This window comes from Cytobacillus sp. FSL K6-0129, assembly GCF_038007625.1.
Classification (GTDB): domain Bacteria; phylum Bacillota; class Bacilli; order Bacillales; family Cytobacillaceae; genus Cytobacillus; species Cytobacillus kochii.
In genome coordinates this window covers 1,972,291-1,993,277 of sequence record NZ_JBBOXM010000001.1, presented here as the reverse complement: position 1 = coordinate 1,993,277, position 20,987 = coordinate 1,972,291, and the positions used below count along the sequence as shown (strand labels likewise).

Here is a 20,987-nt window from a genome sequence, read left to right as displayed (position 1 = left end):
ATATGTACAAAGGATACTTAAAAGGTAACGGTAAGCATGCGGCAACCTCCTTCAAAAACGGTGGTAAACTACTCTCTTATCATACCGCAAGAAAAGAAGATTCATTTGTTGGTATTTTAGAAGATGAGTTCATAATGGTTGATATAGATGATATGGATGAAGCAGAAACGCTTTTTGATATCGTGGAAGATAAAGATATAAAATGTTCAGTTCTTGAAACAAATAACGGCATGCATTTCTACTTTAAAGGTTATGACATTACTGCCAACAAAATTAAATGGTATTCAAATATAGGTATTCTTTGTGATTACAAACTAGGCATAAAGAACACTGGGGATCCACTAAAAATAGATGGTGTAACTCGGAAGTGGATCCGCAAGGTAAATGAACATGAACCATTGCCAGCATGGTTATATCCATACAATAAGAAAAATCCTAATTTAAACAAATTATCTGAAGGTGATGGGCGCAATGATAAGCTCTTCACCTATATCTTAAAAATGCAGTCGCAAGGAATGGCCAAGAATGACATTAAAGAAACGATATCAATCATTAATTCATATATTCTTGACGATCCAGTAGATAAAAGCGAATTAAACATCATATTACGTGATGAAGCATTTTTGAAGGAATCATTTTTTGTTAAGAATGCTTTCCAGCATGAGAAGTTTGGCAATTTCTTAATTAACGAGCATCACATATGTAAGATTGCTAACCTCCTGCACATATACCAGGATGGTGTGTATTCGGATAAACAAGAGGACATAGAGAGCGCAATGATTGGTCACATTCCATCATTAAAGAGAATGCAACGGCAGGAGACATTGGCATATTTACAGTTGAAAGCGCCAATTAAAAACTTTGCTTCTACAAAATATGTACCAGTGAAGAACGGTATTTTCAATTTAGAGAAATGGCAGCTACAGGACTTTGATCCAAATATTATCACTCGTAATAAAGTGCCAGTTGCTTATGTGAAAGATGCTCATTATGATGTAACGGATAACACATTAAATAAAATGGCAGTTAATGATAAGAATATCCGTGCCATTTTGGAAGAAATATTGGGTTACATTTTATTTAGAAGAAATGAATTTGCTGCCACATTTATTCTTACTGGTGATGGCTCTAATGGTAAATCATCTTACCTTAAAATCATTCGTAAGTTAGTTGGTCCTGACAATACCGCATCTTTAGATTTAAAGGAGCTAGACCAACGATTTAAAACAGCTGAATTGTTTGGAAAGCTAGTAAACATTGGTGATGATATTTCTAAAGGGTATATCAAAGAATCATCCGTTTTCAAAAAGCTTTCTACAGGTGAGACATTGAACGTAGAAAGAAAGGGTAAGGATCCCTTTGACTTCACCAATTATGCAAAGTTAATTTTCTCAGCCAATGAAATGCCCAGGATTAATGATTATAGTGATGGGTTAGGGAGACGGTTGCAGATTGTACCATTTAAAGCTAAATTTTCACCTGATGATGAGGATTACGATCCATTCATTACAGACAAGCTTTTATCTGAAGAATCGATGCAATACATTTTAAATATCGCTCTCCATGCATTAAAACGATTATTGAAGAACAATAAGTTTACTAAATCTAAACTGGTTGAATCGGAAATGGAGAAATACCAGGAAGAAAACAACCCTATTCTTTCATTCATTAACAATGAAGATATCGAATTAGAGCGTAGTGTGGTTGGTGATGTATACATGCAATATAAAGTTTATTGTTCCGAAAATGGCTTTCAAGCTGTTAGCAATATCAGCTTCAGTAAGATGGTTAAGCACATATTTGGATATGATACGAAGGTGCAAAGAATTGACGGTAAAAACAAGAGATTATTCGTTTTGAAAGATTAATTTTTGCGCTCCTCCAATAAAAAGTCACAAAAATAAATAAATCAGTGACCGTTTTTAGTCATTTATATTTTTTAAACCTAGTCATATCAATGGGTGGTCAAAATGGAGTAGACAAAAAACGGTCACGAAAATAGCTAAAATTAGGCTGATTTTTGACCATTTCTATTAAAAATATAGGTAAATGCGTTATGCGTAACAGAAAGTAGTTACGTTAAAAACATTGATGTATCAAGGGTTGAACACATACGTAACAGATGTAACAGATAAAATCACTTTCTTATATATAAATATATATAAATAAATTATAAAAATATATAAAGAAAATAAGGGGGTAAATGCGTTACATAATACCCTATTACCGTATAAGAAATACAGTAGTATCAAGGCGTGAATGGCGTAACAGAACAATTTAAAATGCGTTACGTTCTGTTACGTTTAACCAGAAAAAGGCAGGTGCATGTGTAAATGAGGGTGTTAATTGCTGAATATAAGAGATCATTACGCCTTGCCAGGACAATGAGACGGAAAATAAAGCATGTTGATCATAAATCATTGAAAAATGAAGAAGATGAAAAAGTACTTTCTAGTATTATTTCAGACTTAGTTTTTACTATAGAGTGGTTAAGAAGAGGACATAATCCAGATGCAAGGCGTGGCATTGATAAGAATGGTGTTTACATTACTGATCCTTCTGTATTAGATGTCCTTCCTATAAATCAACAAGGTCCAAGTGAAAAAGACTTCACTCAATATGAAAAAGAAATAGTTGAAGATGCTTTATGTACATTGAGTGATAGAGAGAAAGAGATTTTCTTATTAATCAAAGTTGAAGGCATTACATTTGATTATGCTTCTGAATTACTCGGTATTAAGAAAAGTACAGTTCAAACCCACTTAAAACGAGCAGAAATGAAAATAGAGCAAAGAAAGAATGAGAGTCTATTCCTAAGAGCCTTATGTGAATAGGCTCTTTTTTGTCATACAAATGATGTATATATAGAAGGGTTATTTTAAAGGAGATGACTAATATGCACGTATTCATTAGAAAGACCGCACAGGGTAAAGAGTTCTGGGATACTAAGGAGAAGAAGATTATATTTGTTCCAGTGAGTTCTAATCAACCTTCCTTAGAGTCTATGAACGTAAAGCAACTAAAGAAATATGCAGCTGATAACAATATCGAAATACCAGCTGACGCAAAGAAGCATGAGGATATTCTAAAGGCGATCAATGAAGTATTGCAGTGAGCAAGGGTGTAGGACATACGTTTCATCAGGTAGATATTGTGAAGCACATCAGCGCAGGAAAAAGAAGAAGGTTGTTTATTCACACAATAAATCATTCTATGCTACTGATGAATGGAAGTTCAAACGTTCTGAAGTATACCAGAGAGAGAAAGGCTGCTGCCAAGAGTGCGGTAAGTTCGTATTCGGTAGACAAGCTCATGTGCATCATATTGTACCAATTAAAGTTGATCCATCATTAAAGTTAGATGATGACAATCTAATGCTCCTTTGTCCAAAGTGTCACATGATTATAGAGAATGAGACGAATGAGAAAAAGACGAAGTTTAATTGGAAACTGTAAGCCCCCTATCGAAAAAGAAAGATAGTCCATTTTGGGAGGATAGGTAGAGTGGGGGCAAGCGTGCACCTCAAATTGATTTTTAGAAATTTTTTATTACTGCAAAGAGAGGGGGGAATGGGTTGCCGAGGAAAAGAGATCCTAACAGAGATAAAGCATTTGAATTATTTAACAAACACGCTGGGAACATTACCAATCGTGAAATAGCGAAACAATTAGATGTTTTGGAAAAGACTATTTCCGCCTGGAAGAGTCGTGATAAATGGAACGAAAAAATAGGCGGTGTTGTTCGTAGTACTACAAAGAAGAAACGTAGTACGACAAAAGCAAAAGAAAGTTCTTGTCGTTCCGTTAGACGTGAACAAGTTGTCAATGCATTAGTCGAAGCTGGCACCTATTCCCCTGCTTTGGAATTATTGATTGAGCTTTATTTAGATGCATACGAGGAATACCAGGAAGAAAGAACAGAGAAATTACGGAAAGAATTAGCGAAGCTTCTTGGCCAACTTGGTTTGGATGGTAAGAACAAGGAATTAATTAAGAAAAATGGCGTTCTCCTTGCAAAAGAGAGCGAAGAACCTAAAGAAAAAGAAGAACAGGAAGAAAACAATAAATTAATTCAGTTTAGACAAAGAAGGATGCGCAGCCAATGATAGATTTCAATGTGAATTATGCAGATGAATTTGTTAAAGAGTTTGATGCGGATCCTGATAAATATCCAAAGTCTCTTAAACTAGCTATTAAAAGATATAAGAAATGGAAAAAGAGGAAGGATATTTGGTTTGATAATGACAAAGCCAATGACATGCTTTATTTTACAGAAACATTTCTAAAGCATGCCAAGGGAAAATGGGCTGGACAGCCTTTATTATTAGAATCCTGGCAAAAGTTCTTTTTTGCTAACATTTATGGATGGCAAAAATACAACAAAGATGGGAATGCGGTAAGAGTAATTAGAACAGCTTACCTCCAAGTACCGAAGAAAAACGGAAAAACAATTATGGGTGGTTCCCCTGTTATTTATGGCATGTATGGTGAAGGTGTTAAAGGTGCCGATATTTACATTTCAGCAAATACATTTGAACAATGCCAAAATGCAGCCATTCCAATTGGACTTACCATTGAAAATAGTCCAGATTTAAGACCAGGAACACGAATTTATAAAGGCAAAGAAGATACAATTAGGTCTATCAAATATTCTTTTGTTGAAGATGGTATTAAATATGCTAATACATTAAAAGTCCTTTCGAAAGATAATGCAGGAAATGAAGGTAAAAACCCGTACATTAACTATTTCGATGAGGTCCATGCTCAAATGGATCGTGAGCAATATGATAACTTGCGTTCTGCTCAAATTGCCCAAGAAGAACCACTAAATATTATTACATCAACAGCTGGTAAACAAACGGGTTCACTTGGTTCGCAAATTCATGCATACGGTAAGGAAGTATTGAAGAAAAATAACGATGATTCCTGGTTTGTTATGATATATGAACCAAACAAAGGGTACGATTGGGAAGATCGCAAAGTATGGATGATGGTTAACCCTAACATTGGTGTTTCTGTAAATATGGAATTCTTGGAGAATGCCTTTAAAGAAGCACGAAACAATAGCTTTAATCGTGCCGAGTTTCTTTCCAAGCATTTAAATGTTTTCGTCAATTATGCAGAAACTTATTTTGAACTGGACCAATTGGAAAAAGTAGAAGTGGATGATTTAGGAGAATTGGAAGGACTCACTTGTGTGGTGGGTATTGATTTATCTAGGCGAACCGATTTAACATGTGTAGATATTAATTTTCCAACTTATGATGAGGAAGGAAAACCAGTATTGAAATTTAAACAAATGTATTTCATCCCTGAGTTTGGTATTGAAGAGAAAGAGCAGCAACGAAATGTCCCATATCGTGAATTAGCTAAGAGGGGATTTGTCACACTATGTCCTGGCAAAACGATTGATGAAGATATGGTGGATGAATATGTGCAATGGGTTTTTGATAATTATGATTTGCGTCAGATTAATTATGACCCTGCCCTTGCTGAAAAATTAGTAGAGCGGTGGCGAATGCTGGGTATTGATTGTATTGAAGTATCACAAATTCCAACTGTAATGAATGAACCATTTGATGATTTTGAAACATTGTTATTACAAGAAAGGGTTTTTACGGATAATCCTTTATTTTTATTTTGTGCGTCAAATGCCAAGATAGTTACCAATATGAATAATTTGAAAGTACCTTCAAAGCGAAAAAGCCCCGAACATATAGATGGGTTTGTCGCTTTTTTAATTGCTCATAAAGAAACTATGAACATGATGGATCCTTTAGTTGAGCCTGAAGAAATGGACGATTACTTAGCATCAATTTATAGGTGAGGTGGAAAAATGAGTAAAGCACCGAAACAAAGTTTTTTCTGTATGAATTGTGAATGGAATATCATAGATACCCATAGACATTTAGATGGAATCAATTGTCCTAAATGTAAAGGTCCAGTTAGGACTGGTAAAAGAAGAAGCTCAGCCAGGAAATAATATGGCTGAACTTAGAAGGATTATTTTAATGCTTTAATAGAATTGGGTTTTGTTTCTCTAATTGATTCTCTAACTCCTGCTAGAACTGAAAAATAAAGTTCAACTATTTCTCTAGGAGTTTTATCACTTAAATTTTGATTTTGAAGATACAGCATTGTTAATGCTTCGGTTCTATTACTAGGAAACGTACTTAAGTTAACATCATTGGACATTTTTCCCACCTCCTTCAATGCAATATTCGACAAGAAGTGAGGAAAATCCTATGAAAGGCGGTGAGAAATTGGGATTACGAAATTGGGCATCTAATTTTATTTATAAGCAAGTTGAGAAGCGTGGATGGGTAGAGGATATTTTCTCAAATACTATTCGTTATGGTGGTAGATACGTCAACGATGACAATATTCTTGAATCGTCTGATGTTTATGAGTTGCTACAAGACATAAGTAATCAGTTAATGTTGGCCGAGATAGTTGTCGAGGATGACAACGGCAATGAGATTAAAAATGATTCTGCACTAAATGTTTTGAAAAACCCTAACAATTATTTAACTGGTTCAGAGTTTATTAAACTCATGACTAATACTTATTTGTTACAAGGAGAAGTTTTCCCTGTGCTTGATGGTGATAAGCTGCACCTGGCATCTAATGTGTATACGGAGCTTGACGATAGGCTTATCGAGCAATTTACCATTAATGGCACGAAGATACCTGGCTTTATGATTCGTCATATTAAAAATATTGGCACTAACCATTTGCAAGGTGTTGGCTTGATGCAGTTAGGTAAGGATACGCTTGAGGGTGTCATGAGCGCAGAAAAGGTCCTTACAGACAAGTATAAAAAGGGTGGACTGTTAGCCTTCCTTTTAAAGTTAGACGCTCATATTAACCCACAGAATGGCGCACAATCGAAATTAATAAAAGCCATCCTAGACCAATTAGAACAAATAGAGGAATCAAGATCAGTGAAAATGATTCCATTAGGGAAAGGATACGAGATAGACACGCTAGAAAGCCCCATAGACGACCAGAAAACATTGGCATACCTAAATGTCTATAAAAAGGATTTAGGCAAGTATTTGGGCATAAACGTGGACACATACACATCTCTAATCAAAGCAGACTTAGAAAAGGCGATGATGTATCTCCATAACAAAGCAGCCAAGCCAATCATGAAAATCTTTGAAGAGCATTTGACTCTTCTTTTTTTTGGCTCAAATTCTAATAAGAAAATAAAATTTAAGATTAATATTTTGGACTTTGTTACTTACTCAACTAAAACAAATATCGGTTATAACATTGTGCGTACTGGTATCACATCACCAGATAATGTTGCAGATATGTTGGGCTTTCCTAAGCAAAATACACCTGAATCACAAGCTATCTATATTTCTAATGATCTGACGAAGATTGGCGAGAAGAAAGCCACAGATGACAGCTTGAAGGGAGGTGATGGAAATGACAAAGAAAAAGGAAACGAGGACATTTGACATCACCAACGTTGAGAAGCGTGATGGTGAAAACCAATCCCTAAGAGTAAGCGGCTATGCAGCTGTATTTAATTCTAAAACATCTATTGGTGAATACTTTGATGAAATGATTAGCCCAGGCGCTTTCTCACGCACCCTTTCCGTGAATGGAGATATTAGAGCGCTGTTCAATCATAACTGGGATCATGTGCTTGGTCGTACTAAAAGTGGCACATTGATTTTGTCAGAAGATGAACGTGGATTAAAGTTTGAAATTGATTTACCTAACAATTCACTTGGCCGTGATTTGGCTGAAAGCATGGCGAGAGGTGACATCAATGAATGTTCGTTTGGCTTCTTTGCAACTGAAGAAAGTTGGGATTACTCTATAGAGCCAGCTTTAAGGACAGTTATTGAAGCCGAGCTTTTTGAAATTAGTATTGTGAGTATCCCTGCGTATGAAAATACTGAAGCCGCACTTGTTAGAAGTAAAGAGATTGATGAATTTGTTGAAAAAAGGATAAAAATACTAAACCAAATAAAGGGAGTTTTTGAGAATGAAAACTAGAAAATTATTACTTGAAATGCAGAAAAGAAATAAGCAGCGTTTAACGGAGCTGCGTACAAAGCTAGAAAAAAATGAGGTTCGTGCTGAAGATTTAGAAAGTGTACAAACAGAAGTTCAGGAGTTAGCTACTGCTGCCCAAGAAATTGCTGACTCATTAGCTGAGTTAGGTGATGATCCGGAAGATCCCCCAGCTGACCCAGAGGACCCACCGGCTGATCCAGAAAATCGAGATGAAGATCCCCCAGCTGACCCAGAGGACCCGCCAGCAGATCCAGAAAATCGTTCTGGTATTTCTGCCGAGCAACGTTCAAATGCTATGAATGCAATTAATTCAGCACTTTCTACACGTAATGCGAAATCTACTAAACAACGTGAAAAAGAAGTTCGTTCCGCATTTGCTAATTTTGTTGTTGGTAAAATTACAGAAGCTGAAGCACGCTCATTAGGTGTAGAAGCTGGGAATGGTTCCGTTACAATTCCAGAAGTTATCGCTTCCGAAATCATTACTTATGCCCAGGAAGAAAACTTATTACGTAAATATGGCTCTCGTCATAAAACAAAGGGTAATGTGAAATATCCTGTCCTTGTTAAAAAGGCTGAAGCTAATGTTAATAAGAAAGAGCGTGGAAACGGGAATGAGATTCCTGAAACGTCTATCGAATTCGATGAAATCTTGCTTGATCCAGCTGAGTTCGATGCATTGGCAACCGTTACAAAGAAATTAATGAAAATGTCAGGTGTTAATGTTGAAGATATTGTAATTGAAGAATTAAAGAAAGCTTATGTCCGTAAAGAAACAAATTACATGTTTAATGGTGATGATTCAGGAAATGAAAACCCTGGTGCACTTGCGAAAAAAGCAGTGAAATATTATGAGTCTACACCTGTAGATGTAAATGCTGCTGGATATTCTCAATTGCTATACTCTCAACTTGTAAAATTAAAAGGACAACCAGTAACAGAAGTTCTTAAAAAATCAATGTGGATTGTCAACCGTGCAGCTTTAACAATTTTAGAGGATATGACTGACACAACAGGTCGACCCCTATTGCACCAAGATGCAACAGATGGTGTAGGTTACAAATTACTTGGTCATAAACTTGATTTTACAGATGCAGCTGATGGTACTGATTCAACTAAACCAGTATTCTATTTTGGTGATTTCAAGGCATTTCATATCCAAGACGTTATTGGTGCGATGGAGCTTCAAAAATTAATTGAGAAATATGCAGGTACAAACAAAGTTGGTTTCCAAATTTACAACCTGTTAGATGGACAACTTGTATATTCTCCATTCGAGCCTGCGGTATATCGTTACGAAGTTGGACAAGCGAATCCAGAAACTCCCTGATTCTCCCCTACCAATAGGGGAAGGAAACATAGGTGAAAGTTTCATAGTTGGTTAAAAAAGATAGGAGAGTGAAATAATTGCCGACAAAAGATGAATTAAAACAAGTTTTTGTTACTGGTGCAGTGCCAACGCAACAAGATTTTCATGATTTAATTGATTTGGCAGGCACACCAGGTCCAAAAGGTGATCCTGGTGCTACAGGAGCAAATGGTGTAAGTATTGTAAGTGCAACATCTGATGGAACGAATATCGTATTTACACTATCGGATGATAATACTTTAACAATTCCTTGGCCTACTCAAGGAGGATAATAAAATATGAATGATGAGCTTGTCGTTAAATTAAAGTCGCATATTCATTGGGAAGAGGGGATGGATGATTCCATGCTCTCTTTTTACATTGATAATGCAAAACGATATGTGAAAAGGGCTACTGGAAAACAAACAGAGTATTTAATCATAATGGTTGCTGGGATTATGTATGAATACCGTGTGGCAGAAAAAGAGTTATCTGAAGCATTAGATGCCATGACTCCTTTCTTTGTCCAGGAGGTTTATGATGCCGAAGAGACAGACGAATAATTTAAAGTGGACTGCTGAACTTATGCGTTTAGAGGAATACATTGACCCTGAAACAGATAGACCAGTGACGGGATATGTCAAAGTAAGGGAATTAAAGTATAACAATCTTGGTATTACCGCAGCGGATAAATTTACTTTTAAAGATTCACAGGAGATTATGAAAAAAATAGAGACCCGTCTTGATCGTGCTGTAGAAAACAACCAGGATGATTTTCGAGTCAAAATTAATGAGCGCATTTATGACATAGAGCGCCTTTATGTGCGTGAAGAAGAGCGCATTATGGAGTTGAGTTTATCTTATGCAGATTAATTTTCAACAATTACGAAGCATTATGAAAGAGTCAGGTTTGCCAGTCTATCGTGATAGTGAGCCTAACAATGCGACTTATCCGTATATAGTTTACGAATTTGTCAATGAGACGCACATACGTGCCTCAAATCGTGTTTTAATAGATATGCCCTTGTATCAGATAGCGATTATCACAAACGGCACAGAAACGGCTTGTAAGCCGTTAAAAGAGGTGTTCAATAAATATGGCGTTACTTATGACCAGTTTGAAGGCTATCCATATGATGAAAATGATTCTACCATCACACAATTTATTACAAATGTGAGGTGCGCCAATGAACAATAACAATGGTTTCGCCCAAGCTTTAGAAGATATAAACACCTTGGCTCGTGTGGATAGCATTGTTAGCCAGAGTAATCTTGATAAAGCGGCAAAATATTTTGTTCGGAAGCTTGAAGGTAAAATAAAAAAATCTGATAGAAACACTAAGCATTTGAGAGATAGCTTGAAAGTGGTCATTAAAGACGATCATGTGTCTGTCCAGTTTGAGAGTGATAAGTTTTATTGGTATATGGTCGAGCATGGTCACCGCAAATCAAATGGTAAAGGTCGTGTAAAAGGGCAGCACTTTGTCCGTAATACAGTAGATCAAGAGATTGAGAAAATTAAAGATATTATGATGGGACAATTAATAGATTAGGAGTGAATTGAATTGACAATCGAGAGAAAACAAATTCAGTATCCAGTTGGTATTGAAGACTTATTTATTTGTTTTATGGATGGCCCAGAGCCAGAAGATTCCTTACCAACATATGAGCCAACCATTTATCAACAATCCAATATATCGGATTTAACCATTTCAACCACTGCAACGAATGTGACTAAGTGGGCATCGAATAAAAAGATTATAAATTTTATTAAGAATACAAATTATGGGTTAGCTTTTAATTTGGCGGGGTTAAATAGAGAAGTAAAAGATAAGCTCTTTGGTCGAAAAAGAACAAAGGGTATTTCTTTTGAGCGTGCTGATGTGATTGAATATCCGAAATTTGCAGTAGGTACTGTTTTTCCATTAAATGATGGTACTAAGGTTGTTAGGTGGTATCCTCGTTGTTCTATTGCACCTAGTGAAGAATCTTGGGTGACTCAAAACGAAGAAATGGCCATAAATGATAGTGCCTATACAATTACTGCGGATCCATTGCTATTTAATAATGTGACAAAAGCAGAATTAGATACAGGGGCATTAGAAGCAGCTGGAATTACTTCAAATGATTTTCTTAAACAAGTCGTATGTGATGAATCACAATTAGAAGAACTTTTCCCAGGTTCAACAGGAGCGTGATTTTAATTGGCTAGATTAAGTGATTTAGTAAACGTAAATATCAATAAAGATGTGATTAAAATTCAAGGCGCTGAAATTCCAGTAAAATTCACTATGAAATCTTTCCCGTTTGTTGAAGAAGCTTACGGTAAGCCGTATCATATTTTCGAAAAAGATGTAAACAATATGTTGAAAAGGGAATTTAAGCTTGGGAAGAATGAAGTACGCTTAATGATTGCTCTAATATATGGCATGGTAAGGAGTGCTGGCACAGATTGCACATTGCATGAATTAGAGGGGTCTATCCCTATTGCAGATTTACCTGGCATTTTTGGTGTCGCTATTGATCTGTTTAATAACCAAAATTTTCAACGATCTGACCAGGAGAGAATTAAATCTGAAAAAAAGTCCAAAACATACTAACAAAAAATGAAGAGTCTCAATCCGAACTGGATTGGGATTTTTATTTTTATGTTGGTAATACGGTGTTGGGCTTGAGTATGGATGACTTCTGGAACATTACACCTAATCATTTTCTCAAACAATTTATTATGCATTTGCGATATACCAACCCTGATGCGCTCAAAAAAGAAAAAGTGATCCACACGTTAGATCAAACACCGTTCTTATAAAGTGAGGTGAGAACATGGCGAATAATAGAGAGCGTGACGTAGTTCTTAATTTTAAGATGAATGGGCAAGTACAATATGCTCAAACACTTAAACAAATCAATATGGTTATGAATAATGCTGCTAAAGAGTATAAAAACCACATCGCTGCTATGGGGAGAGATGCCTCCGTCACTGATAAATTAAGAGCCGAGAAACAAAAGCTTGAAATACAAATGGAAGGCGCCCGTAAACGTACTCGAATGCTTAGAGAAGAATATGAAGCCATGGCAAATGATACGAATACATCAGCTGAGGAATTAAATAAGATGTATGGGAGGTTACTTGATGCAGAGCGTGCTGAGACAGCTTTGCAAACATCCTTAGAGCGTGTAAACGGTGGTTTATCTGAGCAAGCATTAGAAGCTCGTGATGCAAAGGATAAATTGGGTGAACTTCAAGATGAAACTAAATTGCTTGAAGCAGAGAAAAAGAACCTTGCAAGTGCAATGAGGTTGGAAACACAGGCACTTGATGAGAACGCAAGCGAGGCGGAAAAGCTTGAATTAGCTCAAAGTCAGTTAACGAGACAGATGGATTTAACGGAACGAACTATTGCTAATTTAGAAAATCAATTGGAACAAACGAAAAGAGTATATGGTGAAAATTCTATTGAAGTTATGCAGATGGAAACTCGTTTGAATGAAGCTAGGAGTACATTGAATAATTTTAGACGCTCTATGGACCAAGTTGGTGATAGTGCGGATGATGCTGGAACTGACTTAGAGGAAATTGGAAACAAGTTAGATTTAAATAACTTGATGGAAGCGACAGAACTTCTTCAAGGTGTAACAGATCAGTTATTGGACCTAGGAAAGGCTGCAATGGATTCTTCACTTGAATTTGGGAATTCGCAGACCTATTTACAAGCAAATTTAGGTGTATCAGCTGATGAGGCAGAAAAGCTAAACAGTGTTGTGGATGATGTATTTAGGAATGGGGTTGTAGGTTCAGTTGATGAAGCTTCAGAAGCGGTAATGTTAGCTAAAAGAGCATTTAGTGATCTAAATGATGTAGAATTGGCCAAGTTAACAAACAACCTAACTACCATTGCCAAGCGTACTGGAACAGATGTAAACGAGAATGTAATAGCAGCTGAAAAACTGATGATGGAATTTGGTTATACTAGTGAAGAGGCAATGGACTTATTAAGTGCTGGATATGAAAATGGTTTAAATAAATCTGGTGACTTTTTAGATACAATCAATGAATATGCCCCACTTTTCGCAGATGCTCAATTTTCAGGTGAACAGATGATGGAATCCTTAAAAAATGGGTTGGAAGGCGGAGCAAGAAACACTGATTTAGCTGCAGATGCTATTAAAGAGCTACAAATACGATTTGGTGATGGTACTTTTAAAGAAAATTTGGATATGTTTTCGGATGATACGGCCAAGCTTTTTAAGGGTTGGGAAAAAGGCGAAGTAACGATGGCAGAAGTTATGAACAGTATCCAGAAAGATATTCAGAAAATGGACTCATCTAAACAGCAAGAAGCTTTAAGTACATTGTCTACACAATTTGAGGATTTAGGAATTCGAGGTTCTATTTCTTTGCTAGGTATCGGAGATGGATTAGATGATGTAAATGGCAAAGCTGATCAGATGGCTGAAAAATCCCCAGGAGAGAAATGGGAATCCTCTTTTCGTGAACTGCAGCAGTCATTATTACCAGTTGGTGAAAATCTAGTTAATGCTCTAACGCCAATAGTGGATGGTCTAGCAGAAATAGGAGAATGGTTTTCGAAATTACCAGGACCTATCCAAACATTTGTTACTGTATTTGGCGGAGTTTTAGTCGTTGCAGGAGCGTTAACACCAGTTATTATTGGATTAGTCGTTGCGATTGGAGCACTTAATCTTTCATTATTACCGATTATCGGTATCGTTGTTGGAGTTTCAGCAGCTATAGCAGGGATTGTATTAGTCATTCAAAATTGGGGGGCTATAACAGATTGGATAGGTGATAAATGGGATCAATTTACTTCCTGGCTATCGGAAACCACCTCAAATTTAGCAACTAATTTTGTTAATTGGTTCAATGACATGAAAGATGGAGCGGTCAATAAATTCAATGAGCTTAAAGATCAAGGTTTAGCAAAAGTGAACGATTTGAAAAATAGCGGTGAAGCAGCTGTCCAAAAATTTAAAACGAATGTCGTCAATAAGGCTACTGAGTTAAAAGATGGCTTTGTTAATAAAGCAACACAATTGAAGGACAATACCATTGGGAAATTTAATGAGTTAAAAAATCGTGGTGAAGGGCTTGTTAAGGGTTTGAAAGATGGTGCCATTAACAAGTTTAATGAATTAAGGGATAAAGCTGGTAATGCGATGGAAGAGGCAAAAGAAAATATTCTTTTGCCAATTGAAACTGCCAAAGAAAAAATTTCAGGTGTTATCGAGGATATAAAAGGATTCTTTGAAAATCTTAAACTAAAAATCCCTAAGCCAGAAATGCCTAAAATGCCAACATTCTCATTGGAAACATCAACTAAAACTATATTTGATAAGAAAATCACTTATCCGTCTGGCATCGGTATTAAATGGAATGCTAAAGGTGGTATTTTTACACGTCCAACCATCTTTGGTATGAATAATGGTGTTTTACAGGGGGCTGGTGAAGTACCAGGAGAAAATGAAGCTGTACTCCCACTTAATGAACAAACATTAGGTGATATTGGGAAGGGAATAGCTGCCACAATGAAGGGTAATGGAGTGACTCAACATATAACCATAGTGAGTCCAGAACCATCTTCACCTTCAGAAAATGCTAGGAAAATGAAACAAGCTGCACGCCAATTGGCAATGGAGTGGTGAGATGAGAAGATTAACTTTCACGAATAGTAGAGGTGAAAGTATTTTATTTGATACTGAACCTTATTTTATCGATAGTTTAACAGGTATTGGAGAAGTGTCGGCTGAAATACAAAGTCAGCGAGCACCGTATCAAGATGGAGATACCTATATAGATACCATTCTACAGCCTAGATTTCCCTCATTAGAAGGAACAATTATTGAGGGTGACTTATTACGAATGAAACAATTAAGAAAGCAAATTCTGCGTGTTTGTAACCCTAAATTGGGTCTAGGTAAATTAACATTAAACCTTGATGGGGATACAAAAGAAATCTATGGCGTATTAGATGGTGCGCCTACTTTCCCTGAAAGAGGGGAAAACCTTTTTCAAACGTTCATGATCAATTGGAAATGTCCTAATCCTTACTGGCGTGATCCGAAAGAAGTTTCAAGGGCATTACGAGCATATGAAGGGTTATTTAAGTTACCAATGACGTTTCCTTTTGAATTAGGTTTAAGTGGTGATTCAACAATCATTGTAAATGAAGGTGATGTTGAGTCACCTGTAACGATAGATATTCAGGGACCAATTACAAACCCTCAAATTATAAATGTCACAACGGGTCAATATATTCGTGTGAATCGCTCTTTATCGGATAATGAAGTTTTACACATTAATACAGATGATCAAAATAAAAGAGTTGAGGTTTACAGGAATGGAGCAACAATCGAAAAGGCAATAGGTTACCTAGATCACTATAGTGATTTTTGGAAACTTGAACCTGGTCAAAATGAAATAAAATATATTGCTGATGCTGGTACAGCTAATGGAATTGTGGCAATTGCATGGCATAGCTATTATTTAGGCGTTTAAAAACACTTTAAAACAGTGCTTTTTTTTTATTTTACAAGGGGTGAAGATATGGAACGCTCTTATTTTTTCGATAGTACACAGGAAGATCAAAGGATTTACCAGGCAGCAGATTTCGCAAGATTTCACGCTCAAATTATTGGCAACGGTGTATCAAATACAGTTAATCTTCCTGATTTGACTGTAGAAGCCAAACAAAACATGACAGTCACTTTAGGTGCAGGCTATATGTTTGCGAATGGTTACATGTATGAAAATACTGCTGCGTTGGATTTGGTTCATGATGTGGCTCACACAACGCAAGATCGTATTGATAGGATAGTTATTTGTTTTGATGGAAACCCTGCGGAAAGAAGGATATATGCATATGTAAAGAAAGGTGTTCCTGCAAGTAATCCAGTAGCACCAGCTATCATACGTGATGGATATATTTTTGAAATGAGTGTGGCACGGGTAAGAATTACTGCTGGTAAGTCATTCATTGAGCAAAATCAAATTACAGATGAAAGAACGAATGATGCAGTTTGCGGATATATCCCTTTACACAATATTTACCGAGGGTTACAAATTAATGAAGTAGGTATGGTGTCCATGCCCAATCAATCATTTATGAAAGCTATAAATAGGAATCCAATACAATTAACTTCAACTCGACAAGTGATTCCATTTGGAACAATTGAAAGGGATAAGCAAAGTGAAATAAAAAATTCTACTACCTTTAAAGCAAAAGCGAATGGGATTTATCAATTTTGGGTCGAATTTGCTTGGCCACAAGAAGATGGTTTAACGGGTTCAGATATACAGGTTTATTTATTTGTAAATGGACAAGAGTCCTTCCCACTTGCTGCAAATGTACTTAGTGATGTAAATGATAATTTTGTCATTCAATCTGGTTTTGATGAATTAAATGCAGGGGATGAGGTAACGATTCAGGCTCTTGCATTTCGTGCATCCAATTTACCTACAACAAACTTTATTAGAATTCGCATTGCAAAAATGGCATAGTCAGGTGATTTTATGAAACAACCTATTAGAATTTATAATTCATTTATGAATCTATTACATGAAACTGACAAATATATCAGTCTAAGAATAGTACCAAAATTCTATGAGATTGGTGAGTTTGAATTACATGTGAGTCAGTATATCGAGGGAGCAGAATACTTCCAAAAAGGGAATGTGATTATCCCTAACAAACGTGGGGATAAGGCAATGCTTATTCGTCACCGTGAAATTGCCTTAGATGAGAGTGGCAAGGCGTCTGAGAATTGGAAAATAACAGGTGTAACGTTAGATGGTGTATTAGATCAAAGAATAACTGTGCCACCTTCAGATACAGGATATGACCGTAAGCAGGGAAACGCAGAAACGGTCATGAAACATTATGTTTATAATCACTTTGTCAATCCAGCTGACCCAACTAGACGCATTGATCAAATAGAAATTGCACCTAACTTGAATAGAGGAATTGAAATTAGTTGGGAATCAAGATATAAATATGTTGCTGATGAAATCGTAAGTATAAGTAAACAGGCTAACTTAGGATTTGTCATTTATGCAGACATGACATTAAAGAAGTGGATATTTGATGTGGTTGAACCGAGAAATTTAACAAAAGATAATCCAGGTGGCTTGCCGCCTGTTTTTTTTAGCCCTGATTTTCAAACCATTAAAAATCAATTGTTTGTTGATAGTGACCTTAATCTAAAAAATGTAGGGTATGTTGGCGGTCAAGGTGAAGGAGCAGAAAGAACAGTAATAAAAGTTGGCCAAGGCGTAGGCTTGCAAAGAAAAGAAACATTTATTGATGCAAGGGACGTAGGGAATCCAGAAGAAGAGGAAGAACTCACCGAAGAAGAAATGGAAGAGTTATTGATTCAGCGTGGGGAAGAGAAGATGAGGGAGTTTCTTACAAACTTCTATCTTGAAGCGCAGATATTAACACCCACCATCAATGACCATTCTGGGCGCTTTGCATTAAGAAGTCCTTTTGAGTATGAAGTTGATTTCCGTCTTGGTGATGTAGTAGAAGTGTTTAATAAAAATTGGAACATTACAATGGATGCGCCTATTACTGAGTTTACCGAGATATATGAAGCAAGTGGTTTCTTATTAGAAGCAACATTTGGAGAAGCGCAGCCCACGCTGATTACTAAAATTAAAAATAAATTTGATGATATTGAAGGCGTGGAAAAGCAAGAGTTTCCAGTCAAGGTTGCCGTGGAGCAAATGAAACAAGCCATTCATTATAGTGATGAAAGGCTTTCTGAGGAAGAGAAAAAACGTATTGAACAGGCGATGGAAAACCTAGAAAAAGCCCTTAGTTATACAAAGAAATATGCTGAGAAGAAACGTGTGGAAAGTAAGACAGCACCATCTGATACAGAAGTAATTTGGATTGATACATCTGATCCGAATAATATCATTTGGAAGGTGTGGAATGGTTCTGAGTGGGTAGCTGGTCCAAGTGGTCCACAGGGTATTCCAGGACCACCTGGGGAAAAAGGAGAGCCTTTATATACTTGGCTTAAATATGCTGATGATGCACAAGGCAACGGCATGTCTGATAGTCCAGATGGTAAGCCTTATATGGGAATCGCTTATAATAAGCAATCTCCTACCGAATCATCTAACCCTAAAGACTATAGTTGGTCAAAGGTGGAAGGTGAGCAGGGACCACAGGGGCCAAAAGGAACAGATGGAACGCCAAGATATACATGGATAAAATATGCGAATAGTGCAACTGGAAGTGGGATGAGTGATTCACCTGTAGGTAAGCAATATTTGGGTATTGCCTATAATAAAACCACCGCTAATGAATCAACTAATCCGTTAGATTATGAATGGAGCAAAATAGAAGGACCACAAGGACCTAATAAGGTTGATAAAGATACCACATTCGGTGATAAGTGGTTGGTTGCACGTTACATTGAATCTCTAAATGGCTTAAATGTTGGTCAAGGGCAGTTTGTCGTTGATGCAGATGGAAATGTTAAGTTTGCGGGTCATCTTGTCGGTGCTTCAGGAACTTTCGGTGATGTATCTGTAAAAGGCGGAGACTTTAAACTTGAAGATGATGTAAGTGGAATGGAATATAGTGCTACACCAAAACGAAACCTCATTAAAGATCATTCGTTTGAATTAATAAGGCCTGACCCTGATTCGCTGAATTCCGACAGTGTAAAATATAATTGGTTAGAAATATTACCAAACCAATTTTATTTAGAAGATACGCCATGGGAAAGAATGGGCTCGCCAAAAGTGGCCATTCAATTTGCGCCAGATTCCAAAAAAGCGTTGGCGATGTTTGGAGAAAAAGCAATTATCGTTCGTAATGCTAACTATGTTAGGCAGTATGTTTATGATGGAGTTGGTGCGGGGTCTATATATACAGTCAGCGCATTTTTTAAACGTCAATGGCAAGTTGTTGGTGGGGGAATTCCTAGAATAGAAATTTGGCATGTTAATGCAGCAGGAAACCGAGTTTCTACAATAGTCAATTCAACTTTTGACCCTGTGAGTAATGATTACTCCGTTTCTCGTCATTCTACTACATTCACTGTCCCTTCATCCTTCGAATCTGGTGATTCATTAGAAGTGATTATCAGTGGGGGTGATGATAAATGGATTCAATGTGATGGGGTTCAAATGGTAGAGGGAGATATAGCATCAGTCTATCAGCCAGAAGATAGTATATGGGAGATTACTCAAGGTAATTACAGACCTATGCGATCAAGTAAAATACTTTGGTCTGGTACGAGATATCCAACGGATGCGGCGTCACAAACAATTGTACCAGAATTACCCTTGAGTAAATGTAGGAATGGTTGGATATTACAATGGCAAAGCTATACTGTCGGTTCTGGTGTGAATCAAAGACAGGTATCTTATACATTTATACCAAAAGAAGCAGCAGAGATGAATGAAGGGAAGTCGCATTCTGTTTCTGTTCCATTAAATGATTATTCCAATACTGGATCAGTTTTTAAATACCTATATTTTAATGATGTAAGTATTAGTGGTCATGCTCAAAATGATACTGGTTCTAGTAATATGGTAGCTTTAACGAGAGTTTATGAGTTTTAGGAGTGATACTATGAAAATTTATTTTAATCTCATAGATGGCCGTTTAGACGGTTGGTCGTCTACTAGTCCAGGTAACATGTATGAAGCAGAAGTGCCAGAAGATCATGAGGTTTTAAGTAACCCTTATATTTTTAAATATGAAAATGATGAGTTTATAAAAGATACAGAATATCAAAATCAATTAATTGCTGAAGCAGAAAAAGAAAGTAATGTGCCTAACCAGGAAGAGATAAATGCAGTTGCTATTTTAGAGTTAGCCGAGCTTATTTCACAAATGGCTATAACTTCAATGAAGGGAGGTGAGTAAATGTTGGCTATCTTATTTACTACTCAAATTATTCAAGGGAACTGGACATATGAAAGAGTGCCCTTGCTTTGGAAAGAAGATGTAAGAGTATTGCTAGTAGCAGAAGGAAGAGAAGATTTGATTAAATAAAGCCGAGTAAGGCTTTTTTATTTTGTATAAGGGGGAGAAATTTTGACTTTTATCGGACTAACATTACAAGAATGGGCTGCGCTACTAGCCATATTAGGTACTCTCTTTGGGGGTATCTCTTTTATTTTTAAGGCAATTATTATCAAGCCATTAAGTGATGCCATTGCCAATTTACAAGAATCTATAGATGAGTTTCGTGAGCAAATGAAAGAGAGTGATGATGATCGTAAAGCTATTCATATGCGTATTAACAGGTTAGATAAAAGGGTGCATGGTCTTGAAATTCAATTGAAGGGAGGTGATAGGCATGAATAAGGATGTTGTTGCTCAAGTGGTAGGTTTTTTGTCAGCTATCATGATGTTTCTAGGGACTCTTAATGTTAAGTTTGAGTGGCTTACAGCTGCGAGTATTGACGCATTTGGCATTGTTATAACTGCTGGCATTGCGTTAGGTATCACTCTTTATACAATCTATAAAAACCATTTTGGCTTTACCCAAAAAGCAAAAAATCAAAAAGCATGGTTAGAAAAAGAAGATAAATTATAAGACTGTCCAATCGGGCAGTC

The 20,987-nt window shown here is 36.5% G+C and carries 25 protein-coding genes; 24 read left to right on the top strand and 1 reads right to left on the bottom strand.

Going from position 1 to position 20,987, the window contains the following annotated elements:
- The first annotated feature begins 2 nt into the window (after positions 1-2).
- From MHI57_RS09755 to MHI57_RS09730, 6 genes are all read left to right on the top strand, one after another.
- Complete coding sequence (locus tag MHI57_RS09755) at positions 3-1,868, top strand: DNA primase family protein (RefSeq protein WP_340976067.1); 1,866 nt, start codon at positions 3-5, stop codon at positions 1,866-1,868.
- A 465-nt stretch (positions 1,869-2,333) separates the two neighbouring features.
- A complete protein-coding gene (locus MHI57_RS09750; protein WP_340976066.1) occupies positions 2,334-2,834 on the top strand; it encodes a sigma-70 family RNA polymerase sigma factor in 501 nt (166 codons plus the stop codon).
- 62 nt (positions 2,835-2,896) lie between these two features.
- Positions 2,897-3,115 carry a hypothetical protein gene (locus MHI57_RS09745; RefSeq protein WP_340976064.1) on the top strand — a complete coding sequence of 73 codons (219 nt, stop codon included), beginning with the start codon at positions 2,897-2,899 and terminating at the stop codon, positions 3,113-3,115.
- On the top strand, positions 3,099-3,455 hold the full coding sequence (locus MHI57_RS09740) for an HNH endonuclease (RefSeq protein ID WP_340975545.1): 357 nt from the start codon (positions 3,099-3,101) through the stop codon (positions 3,453-3,455). Before MHI57_RS09745 ends, MHI57_RS09740 begins: the two co-directional genes overlap by 17 nt.
- A 119-nt stretch (positions 3,456-3,574) precedes the next feature.
- The gene (locus MHI57_RS09735) at positions 3,575-4,105 is read left to right on the top strand and encodes a phage terminase small subunit-related protein (RefSeq protein ID WP_340976063.1); all 531 of its coding nucleotides are present in this window, start codon (positions 3,575-3,577) and stop codon (positions 4,103-4,105) included.
- A complete protein-coding gene (locus MHI57_RS09730; protein WP_340976061.1) occupies positions 4,102-5,826 on the top strand; it encodes a terminase large subunit in 1,725 nt (574 codons plus the stop codon). The genes MHI57_RS09735 and MHI57_RS09730 overlap by 4 nt, the downstream gene beginning before the upstream one ends.
- A gap of 176 nt (positions 5,827-6,002) precedes the next feature.
- Here the strand turns inward: MHI57_RS09730 and MHI57_RS09725 are convergent, their stop codons facing one another.
- Positions 6,003-6,194, bottom strand: coding sequence for a hypothetical protein (locus MHI57_RS09725; protein WP_340976060.1), 192 nt, complete (start codon positions 6,192-6,194; stop codon positions 6,003-6,005).
- 50 nt (positions 6,195-6,244) lie between these two features.
- On the opposite strand from MHI57_RS09725, the gene MHI57_RS09720 reads away from it, so the two are divergent.
- From MHI57_RS09720 to MHI57_RS09635, 18 genes are all read left to right on the top strand, one after another.
- A complete protein-coding gene (locus MHI57_RS09720; protein ID WP_445293197.1) occupies positions 6,245-7,468 on the top strand; it encodes a phage portal protein in 1,224 nt (407 codons plus the stop codon).
- Complete coding sequence (locus MHI57_RS09715) at positions 7,437-8,015, top strand: HK97 family phage prohead protease (protein WP_340976058.1); 579 nt, start codon at positions 7,437-7,439, stop codon at positions 8,013-8,015. The genes MHI57_RS09720 and MHI57_RS09715 overlap by 32 nt, the downstream gene beginning before the upstream one ends.
- Complete coding sequence (locus MHI57_RS09710; RefSeq protein WP_340976056.1) at positions 8,005-9,366, top strand: phage major capsid protein; 1,362 nt, start codon at positions 8,005-8,007, stop codon at positions 9,364-9,366. The genes MHI57_RS09715 and MHI57_RS09710 overlap by 11 nt, the downstream gene beginning before the upstream one ends.
- Before the next feature lie 77 nt (positions 9,367-9,443).
- A complete protein-coding gene (locus MHI57_RS09705) occupies positions 9,444-9,677 on the top strand; it encodes a hypothetical protein (RefSeq protein ID WP_340976054.1) in 234 nt (77 codons plus the stop codon).
- A gap of 6 nt (positions 9,678-9,683) precedes the next feature.
- Positions 9,684-9,947: a head-tail connector protein gene (locus tag MHI57_RS09700; RefSeq protein WP_340976052.1), complete on the top strand. Its 264-nt coding sequence runs from the start codon at positions 9,684-9,686 to the stop codon at positions 9,945-9,947.
- Positions 9,925-10,257 (top strand): hypothetical protein, encoded by a 333-nt coding sequence (locus MHI57_RS09695; protein WP_340976050.1) that lies wholly within the window; start codon positions 9,925-9,927, stop codon positions 10,255-10,257. Before MHI57_RS09700 ends, MHI57_RS09695 begins: the two co-directional genes overlap by 23 nt.
- On the top strand, positions 10,247-10,582 hold the full coding sequence (locus MHI57_RS09690; protein ID WP_340976049.1) for a hypothetical protein: 336 nt from the start codon (positions 10,247-10,249) through the stop codon (positions 10,580-10,582). Before MHI57_RS09695 ends, MHI57_RS09690 begins: the two co-directional genes overlap by 11 nt.
- Positions 10,572-10,937: an HK97-gp10 family putative phage morphogenesis protein gene (locus MHI57_RS09685; protein ID WP_340976048.1), complete on the top strand. Its 366-nt coding sequence runs from the start codon at positions 10,572-10,574 to the stop codon at positions 10,935-10,937. Before MHI57_RS09690 ends, MHI57_RS09685 begins: the two co-directional genes overlap by 11 nt.
- Positions 10,938-10,949: 12 nt before the next feature.
- Positions 10,950-11,582: a phage tail protein gene (locus MHI57_RS09680; protein WP_340976047.1), complete on the top strand. Its 633-nt coding sequence runs from the start codon at positions 10,950-10,952 to the stop codon at positions 11,580-11,582.
- Positions 11,583-11,588: 6 nt separating this feature from the next.
- Complete coding sequence (locus tag MHI57_RS09675; protein ID WP_340976045.1) at positions 11,589-11,984, top strand: hypothetical protein; 396 nt, start codon at positions 11,589-11,591, stop codon at positions 11,982-11,984.
- Positions 11,985-12,207: 223 nt separating this feature from the next.
- On the top strand, positions 12,208-15,048 hold the full coding sequence (locus tag MHI57_RS09670) for a phage tail tape measure protein (RefSeq protein ID WP_340976044.1): 2,841 nt from the start codon (positions 12,208-12,210) through the stop codon (positions 15,046-15,048).
- Between the two features lies 1 nt (position 15,049).
- The gene (locus MHI57_RS09665) at positions 15,050-15,901 is read left to right on the top strand and encodes a phage tail family protein (RefSeq protein WP_340976043.1); all 852 of its coding nucleotides are present in this window, start codon (positions 15,050-15,052) and stop codon (positions 15,899-15,901) included.
- 48 nt (positions 15,902-15,949) lie between these two features.
- Positions 15,950-16,903 carry a hypothetical protein gene (locus MHI57_RS09660; protein WP_340976041.1) on the top strand — a complete coding sequence of 318 codons (954 nt, stop codon included), beginning with the start codon at positions 15,950-15,952 and terminating at the stop codon, positions 16,901-16,903.
- A gap of 12 nt (positions 16,904-16,915) precedes the next feature.
- Entirely contained in the window at positions 16,916-19,984 is a 3,069-nt protein-coding gene (locus MHI57_RS09655; protein WP_340976040.1) for a siphovirus ReqiPepy6 Gp37-like family protein, read from the top strand.
- A 10-nt stretch (positions 19,985-19,994) separates the two neighbouring features.
- Positions 19,995-20,291 (top strand): hypothetical protein, encoded by a 297-nt coding sequence (locus tag MHI57_RS09650; protein WP_340976039.1) that lies wholly within the window; start codon positions 19,995-19,997, stop codon positions 20,289-20,291.
- Positions 20,292-20,420 carry a hypothetical protein gene (locus MHI57_RS09645; protein ID WP_340976038.1) on the top strand — a complete coding sequence of 43 codons (129 nt, stop codon included), beginning with the start codon at positions 20,292-20,294 and terminating at the stop codon, positions 20,418-20,420.
- Between the two features lie 42 nt (positions 20,421-20,462).
- On the top strand, positions 20,463-20,735 hold the full coding sequence (locus MHI57_RS09640; protein WP_340976036.1) for a hypothetical protein: 273 nt from the start codon (positions 20,463-20,465) through the stop codon (positions 20,733-20,735).
- Entirely contained in the window at positions 20,728-20,967 is a 240-nt protein-coding gene (locus tag MHI57_RS09635) for a phage holin (protein ID WP_340976034.1), read from the top strand. Before MHI57_RS09640 ends, MHI57_RS09635 begins: the two co-directional genes overlap by 8 nt.
- Positions 20,968-20,987: the final 20 nt, after the last annotated feature.